Raw genomic sequence first — 23,799 nt, 5'->3', positions numbered from 1 at the left:
ACACCGTAACTGTAACACGCAATGGCTGTGATGCCACAGATTCTAAAGATATTACCGTAACAACACCACCAACAGTGAACCTCGGTGCTGATGCAGCCATCTGTGCAGGAAGCAGCATTACCCTTGACGCAGGTGATCCCGGTGCAGGCACAACTTATAGCTGGATGCCCGGCGGACAGACCACCAGAACCATTTCTGTTAACACTGCAGGTACTTACACCGTAACTGTAACACGCAATGGCTGTGATGCCACAGATTCTAAAACCATTAACATCAACTCAACTACACTCATCGTGGACCTGGGACCTGATAAGGCAGTTTGCCTTAATGGAAACCCAACGCTGGATGCAGGAGTAACAGGTGCAACATACCAATGGGGCAGTACCTATATGCCATTCGTTTATGCTACTGAAAAAAATCAAACTACCCTAATCTCCGGTGTAGGCAAATATTGGGTAGCCGTATCAAAAGATGGATGTACTTCCAGTGATACAATATTGATTAATGCGAAACCGTCGGCTGAACCTAAGTTCACATATACACAAACCGGCTCTTGCAGCCCAATCGTGGTAAGCTTTACCGATGCTACCACATCCTGCAGCAGCATCAGCAATTATGAGTGGAATTTCGGTGATGGCAGTACTATTTTAACTGGTACTCCCGACCTCGCTATTATGAACCCGACACACAATTACACGCAGCCAGGCTCTTATCATGTAACATTAAAAGTAACAGTTAGCGGGAATGTTAAAACATACGAAGAAGATGTTATCGTAAGCGGAACGGGCATACCCGTTAACCTGGGTAATGATACCACTATTTGTGCAGGAAGCAGCATTATGCTTGATGCAGGGGATCATCCGGGCGCCACTTACGAATGGGCTCCGGGCGGCGAAACCACAAGAACCATTACTGTAAATACTAGCGATACCTATATTGTTACCGTAACCAAAGACGGTTGTAAGGCAATAGATGCTATTAATGTAACGATAGCCCCTGGGCTTACTGTTAACCTGGGCAACGATACCACTATATGTACAGGCAACACTGTTATATTAGATGCCGGCAGCCCTGGCGCCACTTATTTATGGAGCACGGGTGAAACCACAAGAACCATTGTCGCAGACCATGCAGACACTTACTCCGTTACAGTAGACAATGGTACCTGCACCGGCAGTGGATCAATAAAAGTCAATATAAGTTCAACACTACCGGTTTCGTTGGGAAATGATACTACCATTTGCGCAGGAAGCAGCATCACGCTCAATGCCGGTTATCCTGGTGCTGCATATATATGGAATACAACTGCCACTTCACAATCCATTACAGTGAATGCGGCCGGGGTATATAGTGTTACAGTAAACAATAACGGCTGCGTGGGTGAAGATGAGGTTGAGATTTCATTAATGAATGCACCGTCTGTTGTGAACTTAGGCAACGATACCACTATCTGTTTTGGTAATAGTATAAAACTTGATGCAGGCAATGCCGGTGCGCAATACCTCTGGAATACGGGCGCCACTACGCAAACGATATATGCAATGTCATCTGGTCTCTACAGTGTGGAAGTAACAGGTTGTGGTGGAAACGTATATGATGAAGTTTACATAACAATGGCCAATCTTCCTGTGCCTGTTATTACGCAGGAAGGAAATGTGCTGATAGCTTCTGCAGCGGATACCTATCAATGGTATAAGGATGGAATATTGATTCCGGGAGCCACAGGCAAAGTATATAAACCAAGAGGCTATGGCAAATATAAAGTGATGGTTACGAGCACCGGCACAGGATGCAGTGGTGAATCTAACCCCTATTTCTTTGTGCCGGACGGACGCATTTATATAGGTGACATAAGGGTTAAATTATCGCCTAATCCTGGTCACGGACTGGCCAAACTGATCTTCTCCAAATTACCTCCCAAACCCATAAAAGTTACAGTATACGACCGTGTAGGAAGGCGCATATTATTTGCCACGATGATCAATACCGTAAATGATATTAACCTGGCGGCTTATGCAAAAGGCGAATACTTTGTAGAATGTATTTTAGACGATAAAAGAATTATAATACCACTGGTAACACAGTAGACCTTTTTCTGGAAGTTGATAGACAACGCCACCATCCGGCGCAGCTAAAGCTGCACGGATGGTTTTTTATTTATACACAAAAGCCTTTTTATGTTTATATTTTTTAGTACTTTTAAATAGTACTTATTATCCGATCCCATTGGCTAAAGAACAATTCATTTTATTTCTTCACTTTAAAATTGTACGCCCATGGTTACCACAGACATTGCTCAACTCTCAGAAGAATGTAATACCTGGAGGGAGGCATTGCGTTCACAGCGCGAAGAATTTACCCGGATGAAAAATGAACTGCAGCAGGCTGCAGCCCACATTACCAGCAAAGAAGCGCTTAAAGATGTTGAGCATTACGAAAACCAGTTCGACATTCAGCTTGCCAACATTCACGATCTCAAACAATCCATCAAATCCCACAACAGGATGCCGGCCTTTCAGCTAGTGTCTGATGATGGCGCGCCTCCCGAAACCATGATCTCCGGTTACAAAAAATTATCTGCCGAATACCAGCATCTCAGGCATACCCTGCACGAGATCAAAAACGATTTTCAAAAATTCCTGGTAAACTATACCTGACTATACATTTAAAACAAAGTATTTTTTTGCAGAAGAAGTCATCCTTCTTTACTGCTATGAATTTTTTATGCCATTACATTGGCCAACCATATCATATTATTCATCTTAAAATATTATTGCCATGGCTGCCGAATTTGATACTTCCCATGTAAAGAACATTGTTCTTCTTGGGCACGCCGGCTCCGGTAAAACAACGCTTGCCGAATGTTTCCTTTTTGAAGCGGGTTTAATTTCCCGCCGCGGAACAATTGCAGAAAAAAATACGGTAGGCGATTACCATGAACTGGAACAGGAAAGGGGCAATTCCATCTTTTCCAAATTAATGCACACCAAATGGCGGGGTTACAAGATCAATATTATTGATACACCCGGTTATGATGATTTTGTGGGAGAAGTACTCTCTGCACTTCGCGTAGCCGATACCGGTATTATGCTGTTGAATGCGGCAATGGGAGTGGAAGTAGGCACGGACGTGATATGGCAGTATACAGAACAATTTAAAACACCAATGATTTTCGCCGTAAATCACCTCGATGCTGAGAAAGCGGATTTTGATAATACGGTAAAAGAGGCAAAACATCATTTTGGCAATAATGTAACAGTAATCCAGTACCCGCTGCAACAGGGAGAAGGATTTCATGCCATTGTAGATGTGCTGCGCATGACGATGTATAAATTTAAAGATGCAGGTGGTAAGCCAGAAAAGCTGGCCATCCCTCCGGAAGAAAAGGAGAAAGCCGATTTATTGCATAAAGAACTGATAGAAGCCGTTGCCGGCAATGATGAAACATTGATGGAAAAATATTTTGAGAAAGGAGAATTAGATGAAGATGAGATCAAAACTGGTATGAAGAAGGCCATGATCAATCACGATCTCTTTCCCCTGTTTTGTCTTTCGGCAGAGCGCAATATGGGAAGCGGACGCCTGATGGGTTTTATTGATAATGTTTGTCCCAGCGCCAATGAAATGCCGCCGCAGGTTTCTGTGAGGGGAGAAGATATTGCCTGTGATGCCTCCAAACCGGTTTGTGCCTTTATTTATAAGGCGATATCAGAACCCCATGTTGGGGAACTGTCTTTTATGAAAGTATTTTCAGGTACGCTTAAATCAGGTATGGATCTTATTAATGAAACTACCGGCGTATCTGAAAAGCTGAACCAGTTGTTTGTTATGGAGGGCAATAAAAGGACCAATATTGGTGAGCTGAGTGCAGGCGATATAGGTGCAACATTGAAATTAAAAAACACGCATGTTAACAATACATTGCACGAAAAAAATGTGAATTATGAACTAACGCCCATCGAGTTTCCTGCGCCTAATATGAGCATTGCCATCAGCACCTTAAGAAAAGGAGAAGAAGAAAAACTATCGGCCGCCTTGCACCAGTTAAGGGAAGAAGATCCGACCCTTCTTGTTAAAGTTTCATCCGAATTAAAGCAAACGATCATTTATTGCCAGGGCGATATGCACCTGGCAGTTATCAAATGGAAACTGCAACACCAGTATAAGGTAGATGTTGTTTTTGAGGCGCCTAAAATTCCTTACCGCGAAACCATCAGAACCGCAGCCGAAGCTGTTTACCGGCATAAAAAACAATCTGGCGGCGCAGGGCAGTTTGGAGAAGTACACATGCGGATAGAACCCTGGTACGAAGGCATGCCGGAGCCTTCAGGCCTGAATGTTAGAGGAAGAGATATACAACAGCTTCCCTGGGGCGGTAAGCTGGTTTTTTACAACTGCATTGTAGGAGGCGCAATTGACCAGCGCTTTTTACCTTCCATACTTAAAGGCGTAATGGAAAAAATGCAGGAAGGGCCTTTAACGGGTTCCTACGTAAGAGATATAAGAGTTTCGGTATTTGATGGCAGGATGCACCCTGTTGACAGCAATGATATTTCTTTTAAAATAGCCGGACTCATGGCATTTAAGAACGCCTTTCAACTGGCAGCGCCGCAATTACTGGAGCCCATTTACCAGGTAGATGTATTATGCCCTGAAGATCTGACAGGTGCTGTTATGGGCGACCTGCAAACCCGCCGGGCACTGGTGGAAGGTATTGATGCAGAAAGAAATTTTACCAGGGTAATGGCTAAGGTTCCATTAGCCGAAATGAATGATTATTCCTCATCGTTGCGCTCTATAACACAGGGGAGGGCTAAATTCAACATGCAGTTTCACGAATATGCCGTAGTACCTTTTGAAACACAACGCAAATTAACGGAACAGTATAATAAAGTAGCTAAGGAAGAAATGGTGGGATAGGGGTAATAGGAAACTTTAATATGCTTCCCATTACCCAGATCTTTACTCCTCCGCAATCTGGAATGTAACAGGCTGTTTGTGATATGCTTTTACTTTATGCCCGTTCTGCATGGCCGGTATCCATTTGGGTCCGTTCTTGATCGCATCTGTAACGGTTTTTGCAAAAAGGGTACCTTCCATTGTCAGGGGTTTCACTTCACTGAGATTTCCTTCCGCATCAACTATAAATTGTACCACGCAGGTTCCGGGTTTGTTTTCTTCCTGCAGGGAGTCTATTACTTTTTTAATTGATGCCGAAATAAATTTTTGCCATGCGGCACGTCCACCGGGAAATTTGGCTTCTGTTTCTACTTGTAGAAAAACTTTGTCTCCTTCCTGAACTATGGAAGCAGCATTCATAGTTTTAAGCCTCATTTGGATTACACCATTTTTGCCCCTTTTACCAAATTTACGTTCAGCACTTTCCCCTTTATATACATTTATGCTATCTATATTACCCGGATTTATTTTCTCTACATTCTCTACGGTTGTTTCAACGCCGTCTACCAAATACAAAGCAGAGTCACCTGCGCCTTTCAGTCTGAATACATTTTTTACCGGCGGAGAAACAATACCTCTTTCGTTTGCTTCTGCCCTTGTTATCTTTTCTGCTTTATCATCGCTGTAAATTATTATAAGGTGATCATCCGTTGTAATGTCCACTGATTTTATTTTACGGGGAATTGTATCCTTTGCTTTAAACACTCCCCGACTATTGATCTTTGAATCCTCATTTTGTACAGCAGTAATACCTGCATCTGATGAATTGTTTAATTGAGCAACAGGATTATCATCTTTTGTTTTTGCAAACTTTTCAATCGCATTCAAAATATCTCTTGCAATTTTTTCCTGATTTTTTTCATTGGTGATGAATGCCATGTCTTTTGGATCGGTAAGATACCCGCATTCAACAAGCAATGCAGGATAGTTAATAGCGGGAGCATCTAACACCCAAATACCTTTCCCTGTTCTTTGTTTGAGCTGTGGCGTTACACCGTAGGTCTTTTCTATTTCAGCGGCAAGCAGGCTTCCAAGTAACTGCGCCTGTGTCGTATAGCTTGTTTGATGCTTAGACAGGTATATTTCAAAACCGGATCCCGCTTCACTTTCTCCTGCATCTTCTGCATTAATATGTATGGATATAAAAGCATTCGGTTGTTGTTTTACCGTTAAATCAACCTTACTCCTCACGGGTTGTGTAATATCCCGGTCCCGCGTAAGAACGATATTAATATTCGCATTTGTATTGAGCGCCTTTATTTTCCGGGCCAATGCAAGTGTAATGTCCTTTTCCAAGGGTCCGTTAGCAATATGTACACCGTTGTCTTCTCCGCCGTGCCCGGCATCTATTACTACTGTAATTGTTTTTTCCAATGGCAGGGATGCTGTTTCATTACTGCCCGGTAACAGTTGTTTCGTTTTAATACTGAAGGCTGCAAAAATAAAAGCAAGCAGGGGCAGGGCCAGTATGCGGCCAATATAACTGATACGTGGATTTTGCAATTGTGTTAACATACGTAAACGTCTTTTTATGGATGAAGAAAAAAAACTGCTTGTGAGTCCGAATGCCTGCTGCGGATAAGCGGCATGTAGTATCATAGCGGCAAAAGTAGCGGTATCATTATCTTCTATAGCCTTGCTGTCGGCTATAAATTCGTGTATCATATTCATTTCCCGCCGCATAAGCCAGAAAAAGGGATTGCACCAGAAAAAAATGAGCACTATATTCATAAACAGCCGGTCGGCGCTGTGCCTTTCCGTTACATGCACCATTTCATGTGTAAATATTTTTTTCCCCGCATCCGAGTGCATGTCAATATTCCGGTTCCAGAAAATATAACGGAAAAAGGAAAATGGCGTACCCTTAGCTTCTGTTTGCACAACATTGATCTGCTGTATCTTTTGTAAGGGATTGTGCCGGGCCAGGCGGCTCAATTTCATTAAAGCATGAAACAGTATAATCAGCAAAGCAAGCGAAACAGCCATATATACAACAATTGCCACCTGTTCACCGCTCAAATGAAAACTGCCGCTGCTGCTTACTTCATGTATATACTCATCGCCGGTTGTTACCACGTTTAATAATCTTATGATCTGTCCGTCATCTTCAGCAGGATTATGCCATATATTGATTTTGATTAACGGAAAGCTCAGGCTGATGACCACAGCGCCCAACAGGTAAAACCGGTTCCAGCGATGGAATATTTTATTGTGTAAAGTCAGGCGGTAATAGCCGTATAAAATACCTGAACAAATAACAACTTTAAGAATATAATATGCTATCGCGAGCATGGGATTTTATGTTTATGTTTGAAATTTGGGATTTTTTATGTATTTATTTCCCCTGCTTCTTCAGCTCTTTCAGCAAATGCTCCAGGTCTTCCACGCTCAGGTTGTTTTCTTTAACCATAAAAGAAACTACATTGCTGAACGAACCTTCAAAATAACTTTTCACCATGCTTTTCATTGTGGCCTTGGAATAAGCTTCTTTGCTGATGAGCGGATAATACTGGTGCATTCTCCCAAACAGTTCAATCCCTACAAATTCCTTTTCCATCAGTATCTTTAATATGGTGGCTACCGTGTTCTGATGTGGCTTTGGATGCGGTATGGCATCTACCAGTTCACGCAAAAAAGCTTTTTCCAGTTTCCATAAAACCTGCATGATCTGCTCTTCCGCTTTTGTAAGATTTTTAATAACACTCATAATTTTTAATTCTGAAATCAAAGATAAACTAATTATTTAGTTTTACAACTATTTTTTTAGTTTAACACAAAAAAATTAAGTTTTACCTTAGTTCTTAGCATAAAGAATACGTTCTTTGCAAAAATGCAGTAAACCGTAACTTTGAATATATTGAGGATTGTATTATGGCAGAAACTATTTTAGAACTGGAACATGCTAATATTTACCAGGGGAATTCACTTATTTTACAGGATGTAAATATCCGTATTAATAAAGGAGAGTTTGTATACCTGGTGGGTAAAACGGGCTCCGGTAAATCGAGCCTGTTGAAGACACTGTACGGCGATTTAAAATTGAAAGAAGGAGAGGGAACCGTGGTAGGATATAAATTAAGGGATATGGACTGGAAAAAAATACCTTTTTTAAGAAGGAACCTGGGTATTGTATTCCAGGATTTTCAGTTGCTTACCGACCGCAACGTACACGACAACCTGAAATTCGTATTACGCGCCACAGGATGGAAAGATGAGAAGCTTATCGAGGAGAAAATAAACGATGTGCTGGATAAAGTGGGTTTAAAAACAAAAGGCTTCAAGTTCCCTTTTGAACTGTCTGGCGGAGAACAACAGCGGGTAGATGTTGGCCGTGCATTGCTGAATTCTCCCAAGCTAATACTAGCCGATGAACCCACGGGAAATCTCGATCCCGAAACTTCAGACGAAATTATGCAGTTGCTCTTTCATATTTCTAAAGATTATGGAGCTGCTATTGTTATGGCTACCCACGATTATCGTGTGATCAGCAAATTTCCTGCAAGAACAATGCGTACCGAAAGAGGTAAAGTGATAGATAATACGGCGATCACTTTCTAAAGCAGGACGGCAGGTTACAAGTTGCAGGGTACAGGTTGCACAATGTTCGGAAATGAAGAATTATTGAACATCTCGAATCTCAAATCATAAATCTCAAATCTCAGATCCCCAGGCTTTTAGCAAAAAGCGCAGCCAGTTTTTATGGAAAATGTTTTCTATATCCTGCTGTGTATAACCCCGCTTTGCTAATAAGCCTTTTAACAACTGCAGATCCGCTATGGTATTCATGTCATATGGAGATTGTTCCTGGCCAAACATACCGTCTAAGTCGCTTCCTATAGCAATATGCTTGCTGTTTCCGGCGATCTGGCAAATATGGTCATAATGATCTATCAATACATCAAGCGTAATATTTTCGGTTTTCGGATCATTTTTTCCCCTTACCCATCCGGGTTTCAGCATCCATGCATCCAGCACGCCTCCAATTACAGCATTTCTGTCAATCAATATTTTTATTTGTTCATCGGTAAGCTGGCGTTGATAAGGAACCAGTGTTCTGCAATTGTGATGGCTTGCCCAAACGGGCCCTTTGTACAAATCAATCACTTGCGAAAAAGCTTCATCGGTAAGATGCGTTACATCAAGGATCATATTCAGCTTATCCATTTCTTTAACCAGTTCCACACCGGCTTTTGTTAAAGGCCCTTCCATTCCTGTGCCGGGAGAATAGCGCCCCGGGCCATAATGCGCGGGACCAAGCGCTCTCAACCCATACTGATATGATTTTTCAAGATAAGAGAGATTGATCAATGAATCTGCTCCCTCCAAACTTAAAATATACCCTACGGGTTTTGTGTAATCGGGTATCGTACCATCATTCCACAATTGAATATGCTTCTCCAATGCAATGGCATTGGTGATCTGTATCATTTCACCACTGTCTTCCATGGCCTTATACCATGCCCGTTGACCCTGTGTTTGCGCCCAGGCCTGTTCCGGGGAATGCCACCCCGGCAGCGTACTGTTTACATCTACAAACCGTGCAATCATGGTGGCTACCACCAGGCCTATCTTTCCCTTTCGCAATTCCGGAAGGGATACCATTCCTTTTCCACGATCGGGTTTATCCGTCATATTTTTCTCCCGTTCCCTTATAGCAGCAACCAGTTGTTTTAAATCCCTGTTCCATTCCAGGGCATTCATGGAAAGATCGAGATGGGCGTCAATAATAAACATAGTAGTAAATGGTAAGTGGTAAGTATTAAGTTTTAAGCCTGGTATTTTTCTTTTGAACTGTTTTCAGCTTTTTTTTCACTACATCTTCGGGGTATTTTAAAGCAAGCTTTCTTATATCATAACTGAAAGCAGTGAACGTTTCTTCCCACAATTTCGCCTCCTCCGGTGTATACTGGTGAAAGCCATGTGCATTGGCTGTTCCTCTTCCGCCATTTTTTACAATATCATCAATAAGTTTTGGTACTTCCGTGCTGTTATTTAAAGTAGGGAACAGGTCTTTCATTACGGTATGATAAGCAGGTATACCCGTAAGATCCATCCAGCGAAAAACACCTACTAAAGTCATCCAGTAGCCTGCATTATTCCTGCAGGCCCTGTCTACATCTTCTACGGTAGCATAGCCGTTCTCTACAAGCGAAATAGCTTCACGATACATAGCATACATGATCCGGTTGGTAATGAACCCACGGATATCTTTACGCACCAATGTGGGCTCTTTACCCCATAAGTGAGACAGTTCATATAAATATTCGCCTTTGGTTATATCGCTTTCATTACCGCATATCACTTCTAAGAACCGGGTGGTGTGCGATGGTTCGGCCCAGTGTAAACCAAAGAATCTTGAAGGATGGGAGGTTTGCTGCTGCAGTATACTTATGGGAATAGCCGATGTATTACTGGCCAGTAAAGCATTCTTATCAATAACCGCTTCAATTTTGCCGTATACAATCTTCTTTATATCCAGGCTCTCCAGCGTACATTCAATTACCAATGCGCAGCCTTGTAATGAAGCATAGTCTTCGGTTATTATAAGACGCTGCAAGTAAAAATCCGGCGCGTTAGTAACCAGCTTCTCCCTGTGCGACCTTTGCAGGTGTTTTGTAATACGCTTAAGCGCAAACTTCAGATCAATGGGAAGGGGCGCTACCGCCACCACAGAGTGCCCGGCCATAAGCAGGCAGGTGGCTATGCTGCATCCCATTAACCCCAGGCCTACTACGCCAATTTTGATTTCAGCAGCATTTAGTTGTGTATCTCTCATCATGTGTTTTTAAAGACAATTAATAAGTGGCCCTTCCGCCGGATAAGTCGAAAGTAAAACCGGTGCTAAAACTATTTTGGGAAGATACTATAAAACAGGCCATATCTGCGGCCTCATCCAGGGTACCGCATCGTTTCATCGGTATTTTATCCGTCATATATTTTACCTGCGCTTCCGGCATAGCGTCTACCAGCGCGGTTCTGATAACGGCAGGGGCTAATGCGTTTATAGTAATATTGGTTTCCGCATATTCCTTACCCTGCACTTTGGTCATACCAATTACCGCTGCTTTAGATGCCGAATAAGCGAGCATACCTGCGTTTCCTTCTTTTCCCGCTATAGAAGCGATATGCAAAATACGCCCGTAATTATTATGGAGCATGTAGGGTAACGCATATTTTGAGGTAAAAAAACTGCCCATAAAATTTACCGCAAAAACCATTTGAAGATTGGCGGTAGAAATTTCATGACTTTTAATATTGGTTTCTCCGGTAATGCCAGCGCTGTTTATCAGCATATCAATTTTTCCAAATTTCTTCACGGTTTTGTCTACGGCCACCCGAACCGCATCTTCATGGGTAATATCCAGGGGGAATATTTCATTTTCATATTTTAATTTGTCCGAAGCAATAAGCAACTTGTCTTTATCCTTATCAAACAAAGCAAGCTTAACTTTATATGCCGAAAGCCGGGCGGCTATTGCAAAACCAAGTCCGGAGGCAGCTCCGGTAACAATACATACACGGTTTTCCCATTGAGAAGTCATGTTCAGCGCTTTTGCACAATTTACAATTCTTCGTTATACAAAGCACAATCAACCGTTTGTGTAATTTAAAATACGAATTCTTTTACCGGATATGGTTTTTTCTTACATGGATTCCTCCCAAACATCAAAATCGGCCCTGTTTTGTTTGAGGAGACGGTAGTGGTTCTTTAAGGATGTTCCAAGGGAATAGCTCCTGTATGGAAGATTATATTGAGTCGCCAGTCGCTTCAGTGCACGGGTAATTTCCGGATAATAAGCGTGGTGGATATTAGGAAAAAGATGATGCACAATATGATAATTATAGTTACCCATTACGAAACGGGTAAACCAGTTTTCCCCGTTCACATCATTGGTTGTTTTTAACATGTGCAGCAGCCAGCTATACGGTAATTTCTTTTCGCTGTCGGGCATTGGAAATTCAGACGTTGTATTGGCATGAGGCGGAAGCAGTACGATCAATGCAAAAATGCTGGCAGAAAAAACCATTACACAAAAAGCGCCTAAAGCCATCAGCCAGGAAATGCCTAAAATAATTTTAGGCAGAATGATCACTGATACAAAAAATACGGTTTTAAAAACAAATAATTTTATGTATTCAACAGGTGGTATTTTTATCAGTTTTTGTACGGTTCTTTCTTTGCTGAAGAAGTCCTTAAAATCCCGTATCAGCAACCAGTTAAACAAGAATAGGGGATAAATAAAGGGAAGATAAATGTGCTGGTATTTATGAAATACACTTAGTTTGGAATGTGGAACTATTCTTACAAGTGCGCTTTGGTCAATGTCGGTATCCCAGCCATCCACATTCGGGTAATTATGATGATAACGGATATGCCGCGTTTTCCATATAAAGCTGTTGGCGCCCATTAAATCGAACAGGTATGTATACATATCGTTCATACGGCGACTATTAAAAATGGTATGATGCACACTATCATGAATGACATTGAGGTAATTTAGCACGATAGCGATCCCCATAAAAAAATAGCAGCCAAACAGCAACCACGGGTTGGCGCCGTACAATAATGCCAGTATCCAGAAAAAGAAATAAGTAAAGGGAAAAAGAACCGCCTTGAATAATATTTCATTTCTTCTTTCGGGCGTTAAACGGGTTACGATTTTTTTAGCTTCTGCCCGAAGAATAACAAATGGGTCGTCTGCAGTCTTTGCAAAATAAGGTTTCCTTTCTTTTAACGTATCCGTACTCATAGCCAGGTTTTTTAAGACTAGTATTCCCAGGGGAAGAGTGAAGATTCAGGCAAAATTAAAATAAAAAGTACAACATTTATTGATTTGTGGTTAAAAGGTTATCCCTGTCGTTTGGTAACTTTTGCAATCATTTTATTTTTTACATAAGCGGAGATACAGCGGTTGGTTGCTGTTGTAGGAGCGGCAAAAATAATCTCGTTAACAGTACAGGTGACAATACATTTACTTTTACCAGTAATTGGCAAAAAGCAGGAGAGATGTTCTCAAAATCCCCTGCTGAACCTATGCCGGCATTATTAATAAGCATATGTACCGGAACCGCCTTCTTTTCAACAAAATCAAAAATGGCCAAACATGCATCTTCGGATGAAAGATCGGTTTCAGAGGGGATGACGTTTACAGAAAATTGTTTACTTATTGCTTCCGATGTTTGTTTTAATTGTTCATAGGGTAATGCTATCAGCACCAGGTTCATATTGCGTTTCGCACATTCTATAGCAAAGGCCGTCCCAACCCCTGGCTGGCGCCGGTTATTACAGCCTATGGCTTGTTGGTCACAGCCTGTTTTGTTTTACCCATTCTACGGTTTCCTTAATTCCTTCTTCAAATGGCCGTATGGTATAACCCAGCTCATTTACCGCTTTGCTGCTGTTTAATGCCCAATCGTATTTATATTTTGCCACCCAATCGGGGGTGATCATGGGATATTTACCGGTAATTTTTGCGTTCCATAACATCAGGTGGCTTACAGCATTCAAAACGGGGAAAGGAATATGCCTTAGCTTCTTTTCAATGCCACTGTATTTTTTTATAGCAGACATTAGCTCATTAAACGTAACATTCACACCGCCCAAAATATAGCGCTCCCCGCTTCTCCCTTTCTCCATAGCGCTTATATGACCGTCTACCACATCATCAATATAAGGATAAGATCCTATGTCATTTCCACTACCCGGAATAAGCTTCCACTTTTCTTTCATGTATAATTCAACAATCTTGGTTACAGGATTGCTACCCGTATCTAAACCCGGTCCATATATTCTTGAAGGATTAAGGATACATATATTTAATCCCTGTTTTGCATAATCCATAGCCACTGCTTCTGCCTGGCTTTTTGTTTCTTCATACAGGTTAAAAAAACCGGTGATCCGCGGATCTGTTTCTGTCATGGGTTTATCGTTAGACGGCCCTATTACTCCTGCAGTAGATGTATATACTACTTTTGACACACCTGATCTTTTTGCTTCGTTCAATACATTTTCAGTTCCTTTTACATTAAACCTGTGAAAAACTGAAGCATCTTTAGCCCAAAGCCTTGCATATGCGGCAAGATGGTATACCCTGTCTACATTTTCTAATGCCGGCCTGATGGATTCAGCATCTGTAATATCCCCGATAAAAACTTTGATATTCGGTTTTTGAAAATGAGGCAGCGTTGGGGAAGTTCTGCACAAAAGATGCACCTGGTGTCCCTGCAGCGCAAGTTTGGCAGTAAGTTTTGAACCGATGTATCCTGTTGAACCTGTAATTAATATGGCCATGAATTGGGTTTAGAGGCAAAGTTAATGATGTAGCGTAACCTTGCTTGTACCTTTAATGATTTAAAACAATCTGAACCAGGTGATATGTTTTATTTAAATGATTTTTTATATAATATATTCACTATCAACAAATTAAATATATAGCATACGGTTCCTCCTATAGTAATTTCTGCAATTCGTTTCTTGGGTAAAAATGCTACAATAATATACAATAGCAATAAAGGATGGGTTTTATCGCTTATATGTTAATCCTCTAAAAGTGAAAGACGCACCCTATATTTATCAGATTATTGCCTCCATAGCAGCTATCTCTTTTTTCGTGCCGTTTATTATTTTGATTATAAAAAAGCTGGCAACCAACCGGGTATTCATATGGTTTGCAGCCTACTGGATGCTGGCCGGTTCTGTTAATTTATTGTTCATGAGCGAAGCATTTACAAACAGCAGGTTAATGACTGTTACAGAAAGAGTATTTAATCTTGCTGATGCTCCTTTTATGTTATTCATCCTCTATAAAACGGTTCATATAGAAGTTATAAAAAACAGCATAAAAAAAATGTTGCCGGCTTTTTTGTGCGCATCCTTACTGGTAACCGTTTTTACGCAATTACAGGATTATGCCGAAACCCTGATGGTAGGCATGGGATTGGTTATTATTCTACTGTATATTGTATGGATCATTACGCATTATATTAAAGGGGTAAAATATTATAATGCAGAATATACCCTGCAATTTATCTATTATGCCCTGCTGTTTGAATATGGCATATCTGTTGTTACTTTTATTTTTAGCTACATGATTCCCGATAAAAGCAACCTGCACGACAGCTTCTTTGTTTATCATATTTCTATCATTATTTCCATTTCGCTGGCTTCATATGGACTATTGGCACACAAAGAGAACATAGAGGAGAAAAAAAGAAGCGTGGAAAAAAAAGAAAGAGAGGCAGAAATAAAGTTTTTATAATAATGGTATTTAATTTAGCCGTACTACTGTTGAATCACCTTCCTTTTGCTCCTGTTTTTCCTTCAATTGCTGCTTTTTCTTTTTGAGCCGCTCGGAATCAAATTCGGTTCTGAAAGAAATGCTCCCGCCGGCGCGGTTTCTTTTTCCTGTAGTAGACAATGCATCAAAGTTGCTCCGGTAAAAACAACTTACCCTGAATTTACCATCAGGTGTAATCTTATACTCCGCAGTAATATCAGGCAGAAAAAGAAAATTAGTACCCTCCGAGTTTAAAGCGGGTTGCGAACCGCTGCTTACGAAATTAAAATCACTCCCAAAAGTAATTACGAGCTTATCGTTCAGTAAAGATTTAATAAACTGGAGACTGATGTTATCGCGGGTTAGATTTACCGTATTACCGGCGGAGGTTCCTGTTCCGGTTGGATCAATAGAGGCTCTTGTATAGTTAAAATTTACACTAAGGGTTGGATCCTTAAAAATACCATACAATATGGTTTTAAGCGAACTGGTAAGATACCCCGAAATATATTCTGAAATAGTATTGAATGCAAATGTAGTAGCATCGTTTTGCTGCACATTGTACTGCCCGATGGGAGCGAAGCTCCTGAATACAATCAAATAGGCTACCTGCTTGTTCTTTTCATTATCATCATTGTTGATACGCTGCAGATCGCCAAGCAAACGCTGGCTGTTTTTTACATCGCTGTTAGCAGCTAAAGCAATATCAAAATAAATATCCGGTTTACCCAACGAGCCTTTCAGCGTGCAAAGTACATCTACATCCGTTCTCTCGCTTTTTAACCTGCTCACTTCCGGATCTGTAGTTTGACCCTGTTCTGAATACAATGAACTCAGTTTTACATCATTGGCTATGTATTTCGCTTTTAAATTTATTTCTGCCTGGTTAGGATCACCGTCCCATCTTATATAACTTCCTTCATTGGGTAGTAATACAAAAGGCTTTTTAAATATTTCCTGGAAACTGAAACGGTAATACCCCCTGTCTATAGTATACTTGCCATTTATGGTAAATGGAGAACTGGAACCGGTATGCATTTTTAATGTGCCGCTGCCGGTTGCTTCTATAATGTCGCCTGTTATTTCATCAAGCACCATAAACATGCGGGTATAATTATTGGCCGTAAGATTAAGATCTATATTAAGCTGCGAGTTATTGAAACTCAAAGAGTCAATATTCATTTCGCGCCCGTATTGCTTCCAGATAATATAATCCGCGCTGCCGCTTTCTTTAGACGAAGATGATGTAATATAAATACTGGAACTGTCAACAGGCTCACCCGTAATGGTCATTCGCATATCATCCTCGGGCCCTCTGAACCTGAAATTGGCTTTACCTATGGCTTTCCCGTAAAACGTACCATTGTCGGACCGTGTAGTATTGAGCAATAACAGGCGATCCGTATTAATGGATATGTTATATTCAAAATCATTGAAGTTGGAATGCTGCAAATTTCCGGTAAGTATGGCTGTATTGGAAGCGCTCTTACCACGTTGCGGAAGGGTATCATGCAAGGAAATCGTGCCAAAGTCAATATTTCCGGGAGTAAAAACAATTCTGGCACTATCGAACGTATAATAGCATTGCGTATACAATACTTTTAACCCTGCATTTTTAACATCAATAGAACCAATATAATCCGGCTTTTTTATATCGCCTTTCATACGCAGGTTTCCTGTGGCAAAGCCCCTCATGTTTCCAAATATGGAACCAAGATATTTTTCCAGGAAATGAATATTGGTATAATCAAAATTGGCATTGGCATTAATTTCCTGGCGGAGCGAATCTATTATATCGTATGAGCCTGCAATACTGAATTTATAATTTTTATTGTCCGATATCGCCTCGTATGTTGCTTTCTTATTTCTGTCGTCCCATGCGCCAGTAATAGTAATCATCCCTATGGAATCGTTTTCCAGCCGGAACTGGTCTGCAGTTAGTTCCGAGGATACATACATATTGCGAAAGGCATCTTCAATGGTAACCGTTCCCGAAACAATACCTTCCATGCGTGGCTCTTTAACTAAGAAAGGCATAAAATCCCCGATATTTACTTTTTTCATTTCAACAATAACATCATCCCAGGTTCCTACATCCGAATGCCTGCTCACCACAGATATCTCCTGTTCGCCATTGCTGAATTTGATATTCTTTGCATCTATATAAGAACGGCTAAGCGTTAATTCTCCTCCTTCATCTATTTTCCATGTTTTTTCGTTCAACACAATGCTCGACGGATCAAAATGTATTTTAACGCCGTCTTCCAGGTTGGTTATCTGTGCAGAAAGCCGGGCATCATTTATGGTTTGCGTTGCGGCAGTGCTTATATTAAGCTGCGAAACATTATTGCTGGAAGCAATAGATACTTTACTTACGGGAAACTGAAGACTGTCATTTACTATAGTATTACCGATTATACCCGTTAGCTTCAGGCTGTCCATATTCCCTAAACCGGTTAGCCGGAAATCCTGCACAGCAATATTTTTATACGCGGCATAAGGGATCATGGTGCTTATTGCCATGAGATTGGTTTCCGAATTAAGTGACCCTACTATAGTGCTGTTATTAAATCCTTTTATATTGGGGTTGATCAGCGACAGGTACTGATCAATATTTTTTACATCCAGTTGAAAAAGGAAAGTCTGATTTTTAATGGCTTTTTTGGGCGGAGGTATATAAGCAGGATAATATTTATTCAAAAACTGCTTCACTGCATTTGGTAATTCACGGATAGCAAAATTGCCCATTAAAAATGCCGAAGCTTCAGTATTGCGCAGTTGTAATATCTTTTGCTGATCAATCAACTGCGAACTTAAAGTAAGCGTATCAAAAACAAATGTTTGATTGGCTTTGGTAACGGCAACATCATATAAAGAAACGGTACCAAGAAAATTATCAATATCATCGCCATTAAAATTCATATCAAATTTGCCTATTACATTCATATCGTCTTTGGCAAATCCTATCTTCTTCAAATAGCTTCTTTGTATATCAGCAAAGAAATTAAATTCAGGCTTACCGGCGTTCAGATCAATTTCACCATCAAGGGTAGCAATCAGATTGGGATCGTTAATGCCAACAGCGCCCTTGAAGAGTTTTTTATCCATATGCCCTTTCACTACAATGTTTTCATAATTGTAATTGTTAAACTGGAGTTGAGAGAATTTGCCGTCAAGATCCGCATCAAGGGTTTGAGTGCTAAAACCACTTCCCTTTACATTTCCTTTAAATGAAGCTGTTCCCAGCCCTTTCACACCCAGGAAGGTGCCCACGTCAAAATTATCTGTTGATATCTTCCCGGAATAAGAGGCGTTTCCTTTAGCAGGAAATTTCATATTTAAATCGGAAGCAACTGTTCCAAGATTGGTTTCTATGTTGCCATAGGTAACAAAATCACGCATGAATCCTGTAAAGTTTCCTTTGAACCGGATATAACGGATTTCATTTAACCGCGGATCCGTAATTTTTTTGAGGCCGGGAATGATTCCCACCACATCTGCATAAGTAGTACGAAAATCATTGGCCTTAAAATCAATATAAGTTGAATCAATATTGGGAAGGCCGGCCATTTTTATGTTGCCATTCAGATAGCTGTCTTTTCCGGATTCAACAATAAAATTTTTAGCGTTTAAATTATCTATGGTACCCTTAACATCCCCGTCCATTCTTATCAGCCGGTTCCAGCTTTTAAGTTCAGGCGCAAAAAAAGCTATGTCTTTACTGTGCAGGGTACTGTTGTGAAAGCGCCCTTCTAATTTTACCTTACTTATAAAAGCGCTCATGTCATCATTAAAATCATTATACCGCATGGCATAAAAATGGGTAAGGTGACTGGAAGGTGTTCTGATATCAAGACTGTCGAATATCATTGCGCCCGGCTCCATCCTGAACTTAGCCGTAAGTGATTTAACAGTGAAGCCCGATCTTTCTTTTGTACTCAGACTGATATCTGCAAATAAAGTATCCTGCAGCAACGCCACTTTTTTAAACTTTCCGTTAATGGCATAAAAATGAATACGGCTGGCATCAAAATGATCGTATACTTCCCGTTGCACATCCCTGCTACTTTTAAATGCTCCATTGTTTAGCGTTAGTTCGTTAATAGCCAGCTTCCATCCGCCGGCATTAAAGGGCACGGAAAGAGAATCCTTTATGTTCCCTGCATTTGGCCGCAGCGCCTTAGGCCGCCTGCCGGCATAATCATATATTGAAAAAACAGGCTCATCCATTTCAAGCGTGTGAATACTAACCAGCTTCTTTGCAAAATTAATTTCATCTGCTTCCAATGCCAGGTGCTTAAGATCAAGCTCCATATCCTGTCCGCGCCATTCATCCCTGTGTTGTAAGTGAATGTTTTTTAATACCACTTCTTTTAATGACAGGGTAATTTGTTTTTTGTTTTTTGAAGAAGCGGGTGACGAAAAATAATCTGCCACAAACTGGTAATTCCAAACCGAGTCTACCCGGTGCAAATGGATGGTTGCATTCTCCAGACCTATATATTTTAGCTCTATCTGGTCCTTGAAAAAAAACCAGTCGGTAATATTTACACTTAATTTTCCGGCATACAAAAGCGTATCCTTTTTATTCTGATCCTGAATATATACGCCCTCAAGATTCATTTTATTAAAGAGCGCGAAATTGACATGCTTAATGGAAACTTTGGTATCCAGGTCCTTTGATAACCTGTGGGTAACCGCTTTTACCAGCCAGTTTTGTACCGGGGTAGTGTTAATCAATATAGCCGTCATTACAATGAGGAACAGTAATGACAGTAGTATAATCTTTAATATTTTGCGCGTAGTTTTCAGGCTGGGAAATTAATTTGTAAAAATAGGTAAACCCTGCCGATGCACAAATTCAATACCATTACGAAACGTGAAAATTTGCATTTATACAACTGCACCCGGATTACCGGTCATGAATAAATGATTAACTTACCTCAAATTATAGCGATGAGGTAGGCTTTTCTCATTTTCTTCCTGTGCGCCATTCACATGGCAAAGCGCAGCTAAAGCAGCCCCGGGGTAACATTGTGCTGTTTGTGCATGGCGGAGCAGGAACCATTTTGAACACAAAAGCTGGTAAAAAAGACAATTTCCGTGTTGTGGAAAGGGATCCAAAATTTGGAACGGTAGAAGCGGTGGCTTTAGATAAGCAAGGCAACCCGGCTGCCGCAACAAGCACGGGGGCATGACCAAAAAACGGTATGGAGAATTGGTGACTCGCCCGTTATAGGGGCCGGAACTTATGCCAATAATGCTACCTGTTCGGTAAGCTGCACGGGTTGGGGAGAGTTTTTTATTCGCTTAGTGATGCCAAAACCGTGAGCGACATGATGGAGTTTGGAAAAATGGCCCTGAAAGAAGCAACCGAAAAAATGTTTTTGAAACGCCTGCCTGCCCTTGGTGGCGATGGAGGATTAATAGCGGTGGACAGGGAAGGAAATATTGCCCTGCCCTTTAATACAGCAGGTATGTACAGGGGATATATAAAAAAGGATGGAATAAAGGTGATCTATATCTACAAGAACTGATGACCCATATTACTTCTTTCTAAAAAAATAACCAGCGCTCAATGTTATCATTCGGGGAACAATTCTTGCGAAATAATCATCATTGATAATGCTACCCAGTCCATAACTATACCCCCCGGTAATCATTATGTTACTTTTAAAGCAATAACCTGCTTTTGCTACCAGGTTCATTTCAAAACGTCCGTAGGCTGTATTAGCAAACCGCATGGGGCGTTCTTTTTCGCTATTATCCAGAAATGTTCTGCTTTCTTTTCCGGTAATGGCCACCGATGCCGATGGTCCCAACAAAAAGAAAAAACCCTTGCCGTCTGAGCGTGTATCAAATTGCAACAACAGGGGGATCTCAATATAATGCAACTGCAGCTTTGAAGCAGTTACAGAATCCTGCAGCATATCATTATAGTGAATCGTGAAGCCTTTAAGACTATATAATATTTGAGGAGAAAAGAAAACGTTTTTATCAAATCCAACCTTAAGCATTCCCCCGGCATGAAACCCGTACCCGCTGGTAGCCCCGATGGCAGGTCCATCTGGTATTTTAACGTGAGCATTTATTTGTTGTATTCCCCCGAGTATGCCATACGAAACCTGGGCATGCGAGCAAATAGTAATAAACAGAAAAAAGCTGCAAACACTAAGATTGAATTTCATATAGGCTGAACCTCAAATTAGAAAGCAAATGTAATGGTATAGATGATAATTTTACATTATATCTTATATGCTTCCAAAATTTCTCTAACCGGTAACTCCTGCCTTCCTTTTTCTGCTAATACAACTTTAACCGCAAAGCGACTTACGATCTTGCATTTTTCGCCATCAGGGCATTATAATCGTCTGATTTGTTTTTTTCAATAGAAAGGCTTTTCCATTGCTGATCCCTGATGATTTTAGCAATATAGATGATCTGCCCAACGTGATAAGGATAATGCGCCAGTTGCCGGTTAATGGCATCCACTACAATGAGCGGTTCCCTGCGGATATAAATTGTTTGTAAAAGATCGGATTCCTTTAAACTTTCTAAAATCCCTATAAAACAATTCCAGCCTTTTTCCCAAAGCTCAAGTAATTGTTGCTTCGAATAATGCTGGTCTTCAAATTCCGCGTCCCGGTTACGCCAGCTTTTTTCCCCGTCTTCCAACAAAAAATTAGTCCACCTGCTCAGCATATTTCCGCTCATGTGCTGAATAATAACTGCCAGGCTGTTGGAAGTAAGATTGGGTTGAAAATAAAGATCCTTTTCTTCTAACTGATTAAAACTGCTGTCGCCAAGCTGTTTATAATATTTTACACGTTTTATGGCAGATTGAAGAAAAACCATGCCGATGGAATCCATAAAAATAGTATTTGAAGTGAATGAACTGCTCCAAAATTACTATGGATTTAATACGGCGGATAACAAATAACTGAAATATTCATTCCATAAAAGCAACCTTTAGCTTAAAAAGACTAACTTAAGAAACATAAAACCAACAATTATGTTAGACAATCTCTTTAATCTTGTAAAACAATCTGCCGGAGATGCTATTGTAAACAATCCGGCCATTCCGAATGAGAAAAATGAAGAAGTGATTGCTGAAGCATCCAATTCCATTACCGGTGGTCTGCAGGGATTGCTCTCACAGGGCGGACTGAAAGATGTTCTAAAAATGTTCGGCGGGCAGGATGGAGGCGTAGAAAACAGCAATGTTACGCGACAAATTTCAGGTGGATTTGTTCAGAACCTGATGGACAAATTTGGTTTGGATAACCAGTCTGCAGGAAATGTAGCCAACAGTGTTGTACCAAATGTATTAAGCAGTCTTGTACAAAAAACAAACGACAGCAATGACAAGAGTTTCGACATTCAGAGTTTGTTCAATAATCTTTCCGGTGGAAAAACTGCTGGTATCAATTTGCAAGGTTTGCTTTCAAAGGTAAAAGGTGGCGCACTTGACCTTGATGGCGATGGTGATACCGATATGCAGGATCTGTTATCCGTATTTAATAAGGGCGGCAATAGTGGCGGTGGTTTAATGGATAAAGTAAAAGGGCTGTTCGGGTCGTAAAATTATATACTGTTTTTCTGCTCACCTATGACTATTTCGCACAGTCATAGGTGTTTTTATTTTAATAATACAGTAAAAATATGTTTTGTTTTATATTGTGCCGGTTATGAAAAGAAGAAAATTTGTACAAAATATATCAGCTTCCATGCTTTTGCTGATGTCGAACGGAATTGTTACACCGGCAAAAGCAACAGATATCCGTAAGAAAAGTTTATTGCGTTTTGCGGTGACTTCTGATGGACATTATGGTGAAAAGAATACTCCTTTTGAAGCATATTTTTCTGCCATCACAAATGCCCTCAATAATTTTAATTCAGCGAGCCCTGTTGATTTTTGCGTTTTTAACGGCGACATCATTCATAATGACCCCGCCTTTCTGCAGCCTGCCGCGGAAGCACTAAAACAATGCAGGATGCCTGTGTATGTTACTAAAGGGAATCATGACATGGTATCCGGGGAAGTATGGAATCAAACCTGGAAAATGGATATCAATCATGATGTGGTTTTGGGAGATAATGTATTATTGCTGGGTACCACTGCCGATGAAAAAGGAAAATACATATGTCCTGACCAGGATTGGTTTGCTGCAAAATTGAAACAATATAAAAATGCCCCGAACATTTTTATCTTTCTCCATATAACCCCGGTAAAATGGACTACACATGCAGTTGATTGCCCGCATTTTCAAAAGCTCCTGCTAAGCGCTAAAAATGTAAGAGCCGTATTTAACGGTCACGATCACGACCAGGATGGAATAAAGTTTCTGGGCAATATACCCTTTCTTTTTGACGGGCATTTTGGTGGAAGCTGGGGTACCTCGTATCATGGATTCAGAATAGTGGAATTGCAGGAAGATAACAGTTTGCTTACCTATATGATGGATCCGCTTCAAAAACTTGCAGAACTGAATATTTACCAGCAAAACGCGGTATTGGAGTAAATGCCGTACAGGCTTAAGCATTCTTTTGCGAAACCAGTAGC

At 40.7% G+C, this 23,799-nt stretch carries 19 protein-coding genes and 1 pseudogene; 9 read left to right on the top strand and 11 right to left on the bottom strand.

The window, feature by feature from the left end:
• From FRX45_RS21990 to FRX45_RS21980, 3 genes are all read left to right on the top strand, one after another.
• Positions 1–2,087, top strand: a 2,087-nt coding sequence (locus FRX45_RS21990; RefSeq protein WP_152270641.1) for a PKD domain-containing protein, incomplete at its 5' end; no start/stop codon positions are given.
• Positions 2,088–2,276: 189 nt separating this feature from the next.
• Entirely contained in the window at positions 2,277–2,657 is a 381-nt protein-coding gene (locus FRX45_RS21985) for a hypothetical protein (protein ID WP_152270640.1), read from the top strand.
• Between the two features lie 121 nt (positions 2,658–2,778).
• Positions 2,779–4,920 (top strand): elongation factor G, encoded by a 2,142-nt coding sequence (locus FRX45_RS21980; RefSeq protein ID WP_152270639.1) that lies wholly within the window; start codon positions 2,779–2,781, stop codon positions 4,918–4,920.
• Between the two features lie 42 nt (positions 4,921–4,962).
• On the opposite strand, the gene FRX45_RS21975 is transcribed toward FRX45_RS21980, so the two are convergent.
• Positions 4,963–7,251 carry an N-acetylmuramoyl-L-alanine amidase gene (locus tag FRX45_RS21975; protein ID WP_152270638.1) on the bottom strand — a complete coding sequence of 763 codons (2,289 nt, stop codon included), beginning with the start codon at positions 7,249–7,251 and terminating at the stop codon, positions 4,963–4,965.
• A 43-nt stretch (positions 7,252–7,294) separates the two neighbouring features.
• The gene (locus FRX45_RS21970) at positions 7,295–7,666 is read right to left on the bottom strand and encodes a BlaI/MecI/CopY family transcriptional regulator (protein WP_152270637.1); all 372 of its coding nucleotides are present in this window, start codon (positions 7,664–7,666) and stop codon (positions 7,295–7,297) included.
• Between the two features lie 164 nt (positions 7,667–7,830).
• Here FRX45_RS21970 and FRX45_RS21965 point away from each other — a divergent pair, with 164 nt between their 5' ends.
• Complete coding sequence (locus FRX45_RS21965) at positions 7,831–8,517, top strand: cell division ATP-binding protein FtsE (protein WP_152270636.1); 687 nt, start codon at positions 7,831–7,833, stop codon at positions 8,515–8,517.
• Between the two features lie 93 nt (positions 8,518–8,610).
• Here the strand turns inward: FRX45_RS21965 and FRX45_RS21960 are convergent, their stop codons facing one another.
• From FRX45_RS21960 to FRX45_RS21935, 6 genes are all read right to left on the bottom strand, one after another.
• Positions 8,611–9,693, bottom strand: a complete 1,083-nt coding sequence (locus FRX45_RS21960; protein ID WP_152270635.1) for a dipeptidase — start codon at positions 9,691–9,693, stop codon at positions 8,611–8,613.
• A gap of 25 nt (positions 9,694–9,718) precedes the next feature.
• Positions 9,719–10,738: a 3-hydroxyacyl-CoA dehydrogenase family protein gene (locus FRX45_RS21955; protein ID WP_226805516.1), complete on the bottom strand. Its 1,020-nt coding sequence runs from the start codon at positions 10,736–10,738 to the stop codon at positions 9,719–9,721.
• 16 nt (positions 10,739–10,754) lie between these two features.
• On the bottom strand, positions 10,755–11,501 hold the full coding sequence (locus FRX45_RS21950) for an SDR family NAD(P)-dependent oxidoreductase (RefSeq protein ID WP_152270634.1): 747 nt from the start codon (positions 11,499–11,501) through the stop codon (positions 10,755–10,757).
• A gap of 102 nt (positions 11,502–11,603) precedes the next feature.
• Entirely contained in the window at positions 11,604–12,710 is a 1,107-nt protein-coding gene (locus FRX45_RS21945) for a fatty acid desaturase family protein (RefSeq protein WP_152270633.1), read from the bottom strand.
• A gap of 139 nt (positions 12,711–12,849) precedes the next feature.
• On the bottom strand, positions 12,850–13,254 hold the full coding sequence (locus FRX45_RS21940) for an SDR family NAD(P)-dependent oxidoreductase (protein ID WP_226805517.1): 405 nt from the start codon (positions 13,252–13,254) through the stop codon (positions 12,850–12,852).
• A 10-nt stretch (positions 13,255–13,264) separates the two neighbouring features.
• Positions 13,265–14,251, bottom strand: a complete 987-nt coding sequence (locus FRX45_RS21935; RefSeq protein WP_152270631.1) for an SDR family oxidoreductase — start codon at positions 14,249–14,251, stop codon at positions 13,265–13,267.
• 259 nt (positions 14,252–14,510) lie between these two features.
• Here FRX45_RS21935 and FRX45_RS21930 point away from each other — a divergent pair, with 259 nt between their 5' ends.
• Entirely contained in the window at positions 14,511–15,218 is a 708-nt protein-coding gene (locus FRX45_RS21930) for a hypothetical protein (protein ID WP_152270630.1), read from the top strand.
• 9 nt (positions 15,219–15,227) lie between these two features.
• On the opposite strand, the gene FRX45_RS21925 is transcribed toward FRX45_RS21930, so the two are convergent.
• On the bottom strand, positions 15,228–19,988 hold the full coding sequence (locus FRX45_RS21925) for a translocation/assembly module TamB domain-containing protein (RefSeq protein ID WP_152270629.1): 4,761 nt from the start codon (positions 19,986–19,988) through the stop codon (positions 15,228–15,230).
• A gap of 233 nt (positions 19,989–20,221) precedes the next feature.
• Between FRX45_RS21925 and FRX45_RS23785 the strand changes: the two genes are divergently transcribed.
• A complete protein-coding gene (locus FRX45_RS23785) occupies positions 20,222–20,434 on the top strand; it encodes a hypothetical protein (protein ID WP_317163140.1) in 213 nt (70 codons plus the stop codon).
• A pseudogene (locus FRX45_RS23765) lies at positions 20,391–20,773 on the top strand (isoaspartyl peptidase/L-asparaginase). The gene FRX45_RS23785 and the pseudogene FRX45_RS23765 overlap by 44 nt, the downstream one beginning before the upstream one ends.
• 9 nt (positions 20,774–20,782) lie before the next feature.
• On the opposite strand, the gene FRX45_RS21915 reads toward FRX45_RS23765, so the two are convergent.
• Both FRX45_RS21915 and FRX45_RS21910 read right to left on the bottom strand, forming a co-directional pair.
• Positions 20,783–21,424, bottom strand: a complete 642-nt coding sequence (locus FRX45_RS21915; RefSeq protein ID WP_152270628.1) for a porin family protein — start codon at positions 21,422–21,424, stop codon at positions 20,783–20,785.
• A 142-nt stretch (positions 21,425–21,566) separates the two neighbouring features.
• Entirely contained in the window at positions 21,567–22,106 is a 540-nt protein-coding gene (locus FRX45_RS21910) for a DUF1572 family protein (protein WP_152270627.1), read from the bottom strand.
• Positions 22,107–22,248: 142 nt separating this feature from the next.
• Between FRX45_RS21910 and FRX45_RS21905 the strand changes: the two genes are divergently transcribed.
• Both FRX45_RS21905 and FRX45_RS21900 read left to right on the top strand, forming a co-directional pair.
• Positions 22,249–22,818, top strand: a complete 570-nt coding sequence (locus tag FRX45_RS21905) for a hypothetical protein (RefSeq protein ID WP_152270626.1) — start codon at positions 22,249–22,251, stop codon at positions 22,816–22,818.
• 106 nt (positions 22,819–22,924) lie between these two features.
• On the top strand, positions 22,925–23,758 hold the full coding sequence (locus FRX45_RS21900; protein WP_152270625.1) for a metallophosphoesterase family protein: 834 nt from the start codon (positions 22,925–22,927) through the stop codon (positions 23,756–23,758).
• The last annotated feature ends 41 nt before the right edge of the window (positions 23,759–23,799 follow it).

Source organism: Agriterribacter humi, from assembly GCF_009192765.1.
In the GTDB taxonomy this organism is placed as follows: domain Bacteria; phylum Bacteroidota; class Bacteroidia; order Chitinophagales; family Chitinophagaceae; genus Agriterribacter; species Agriterribacter humi.
Note: the sequence above shows the minus strand (reverse complement) of the source record. Positions and strands in the feature narration are given on the sequence as shown.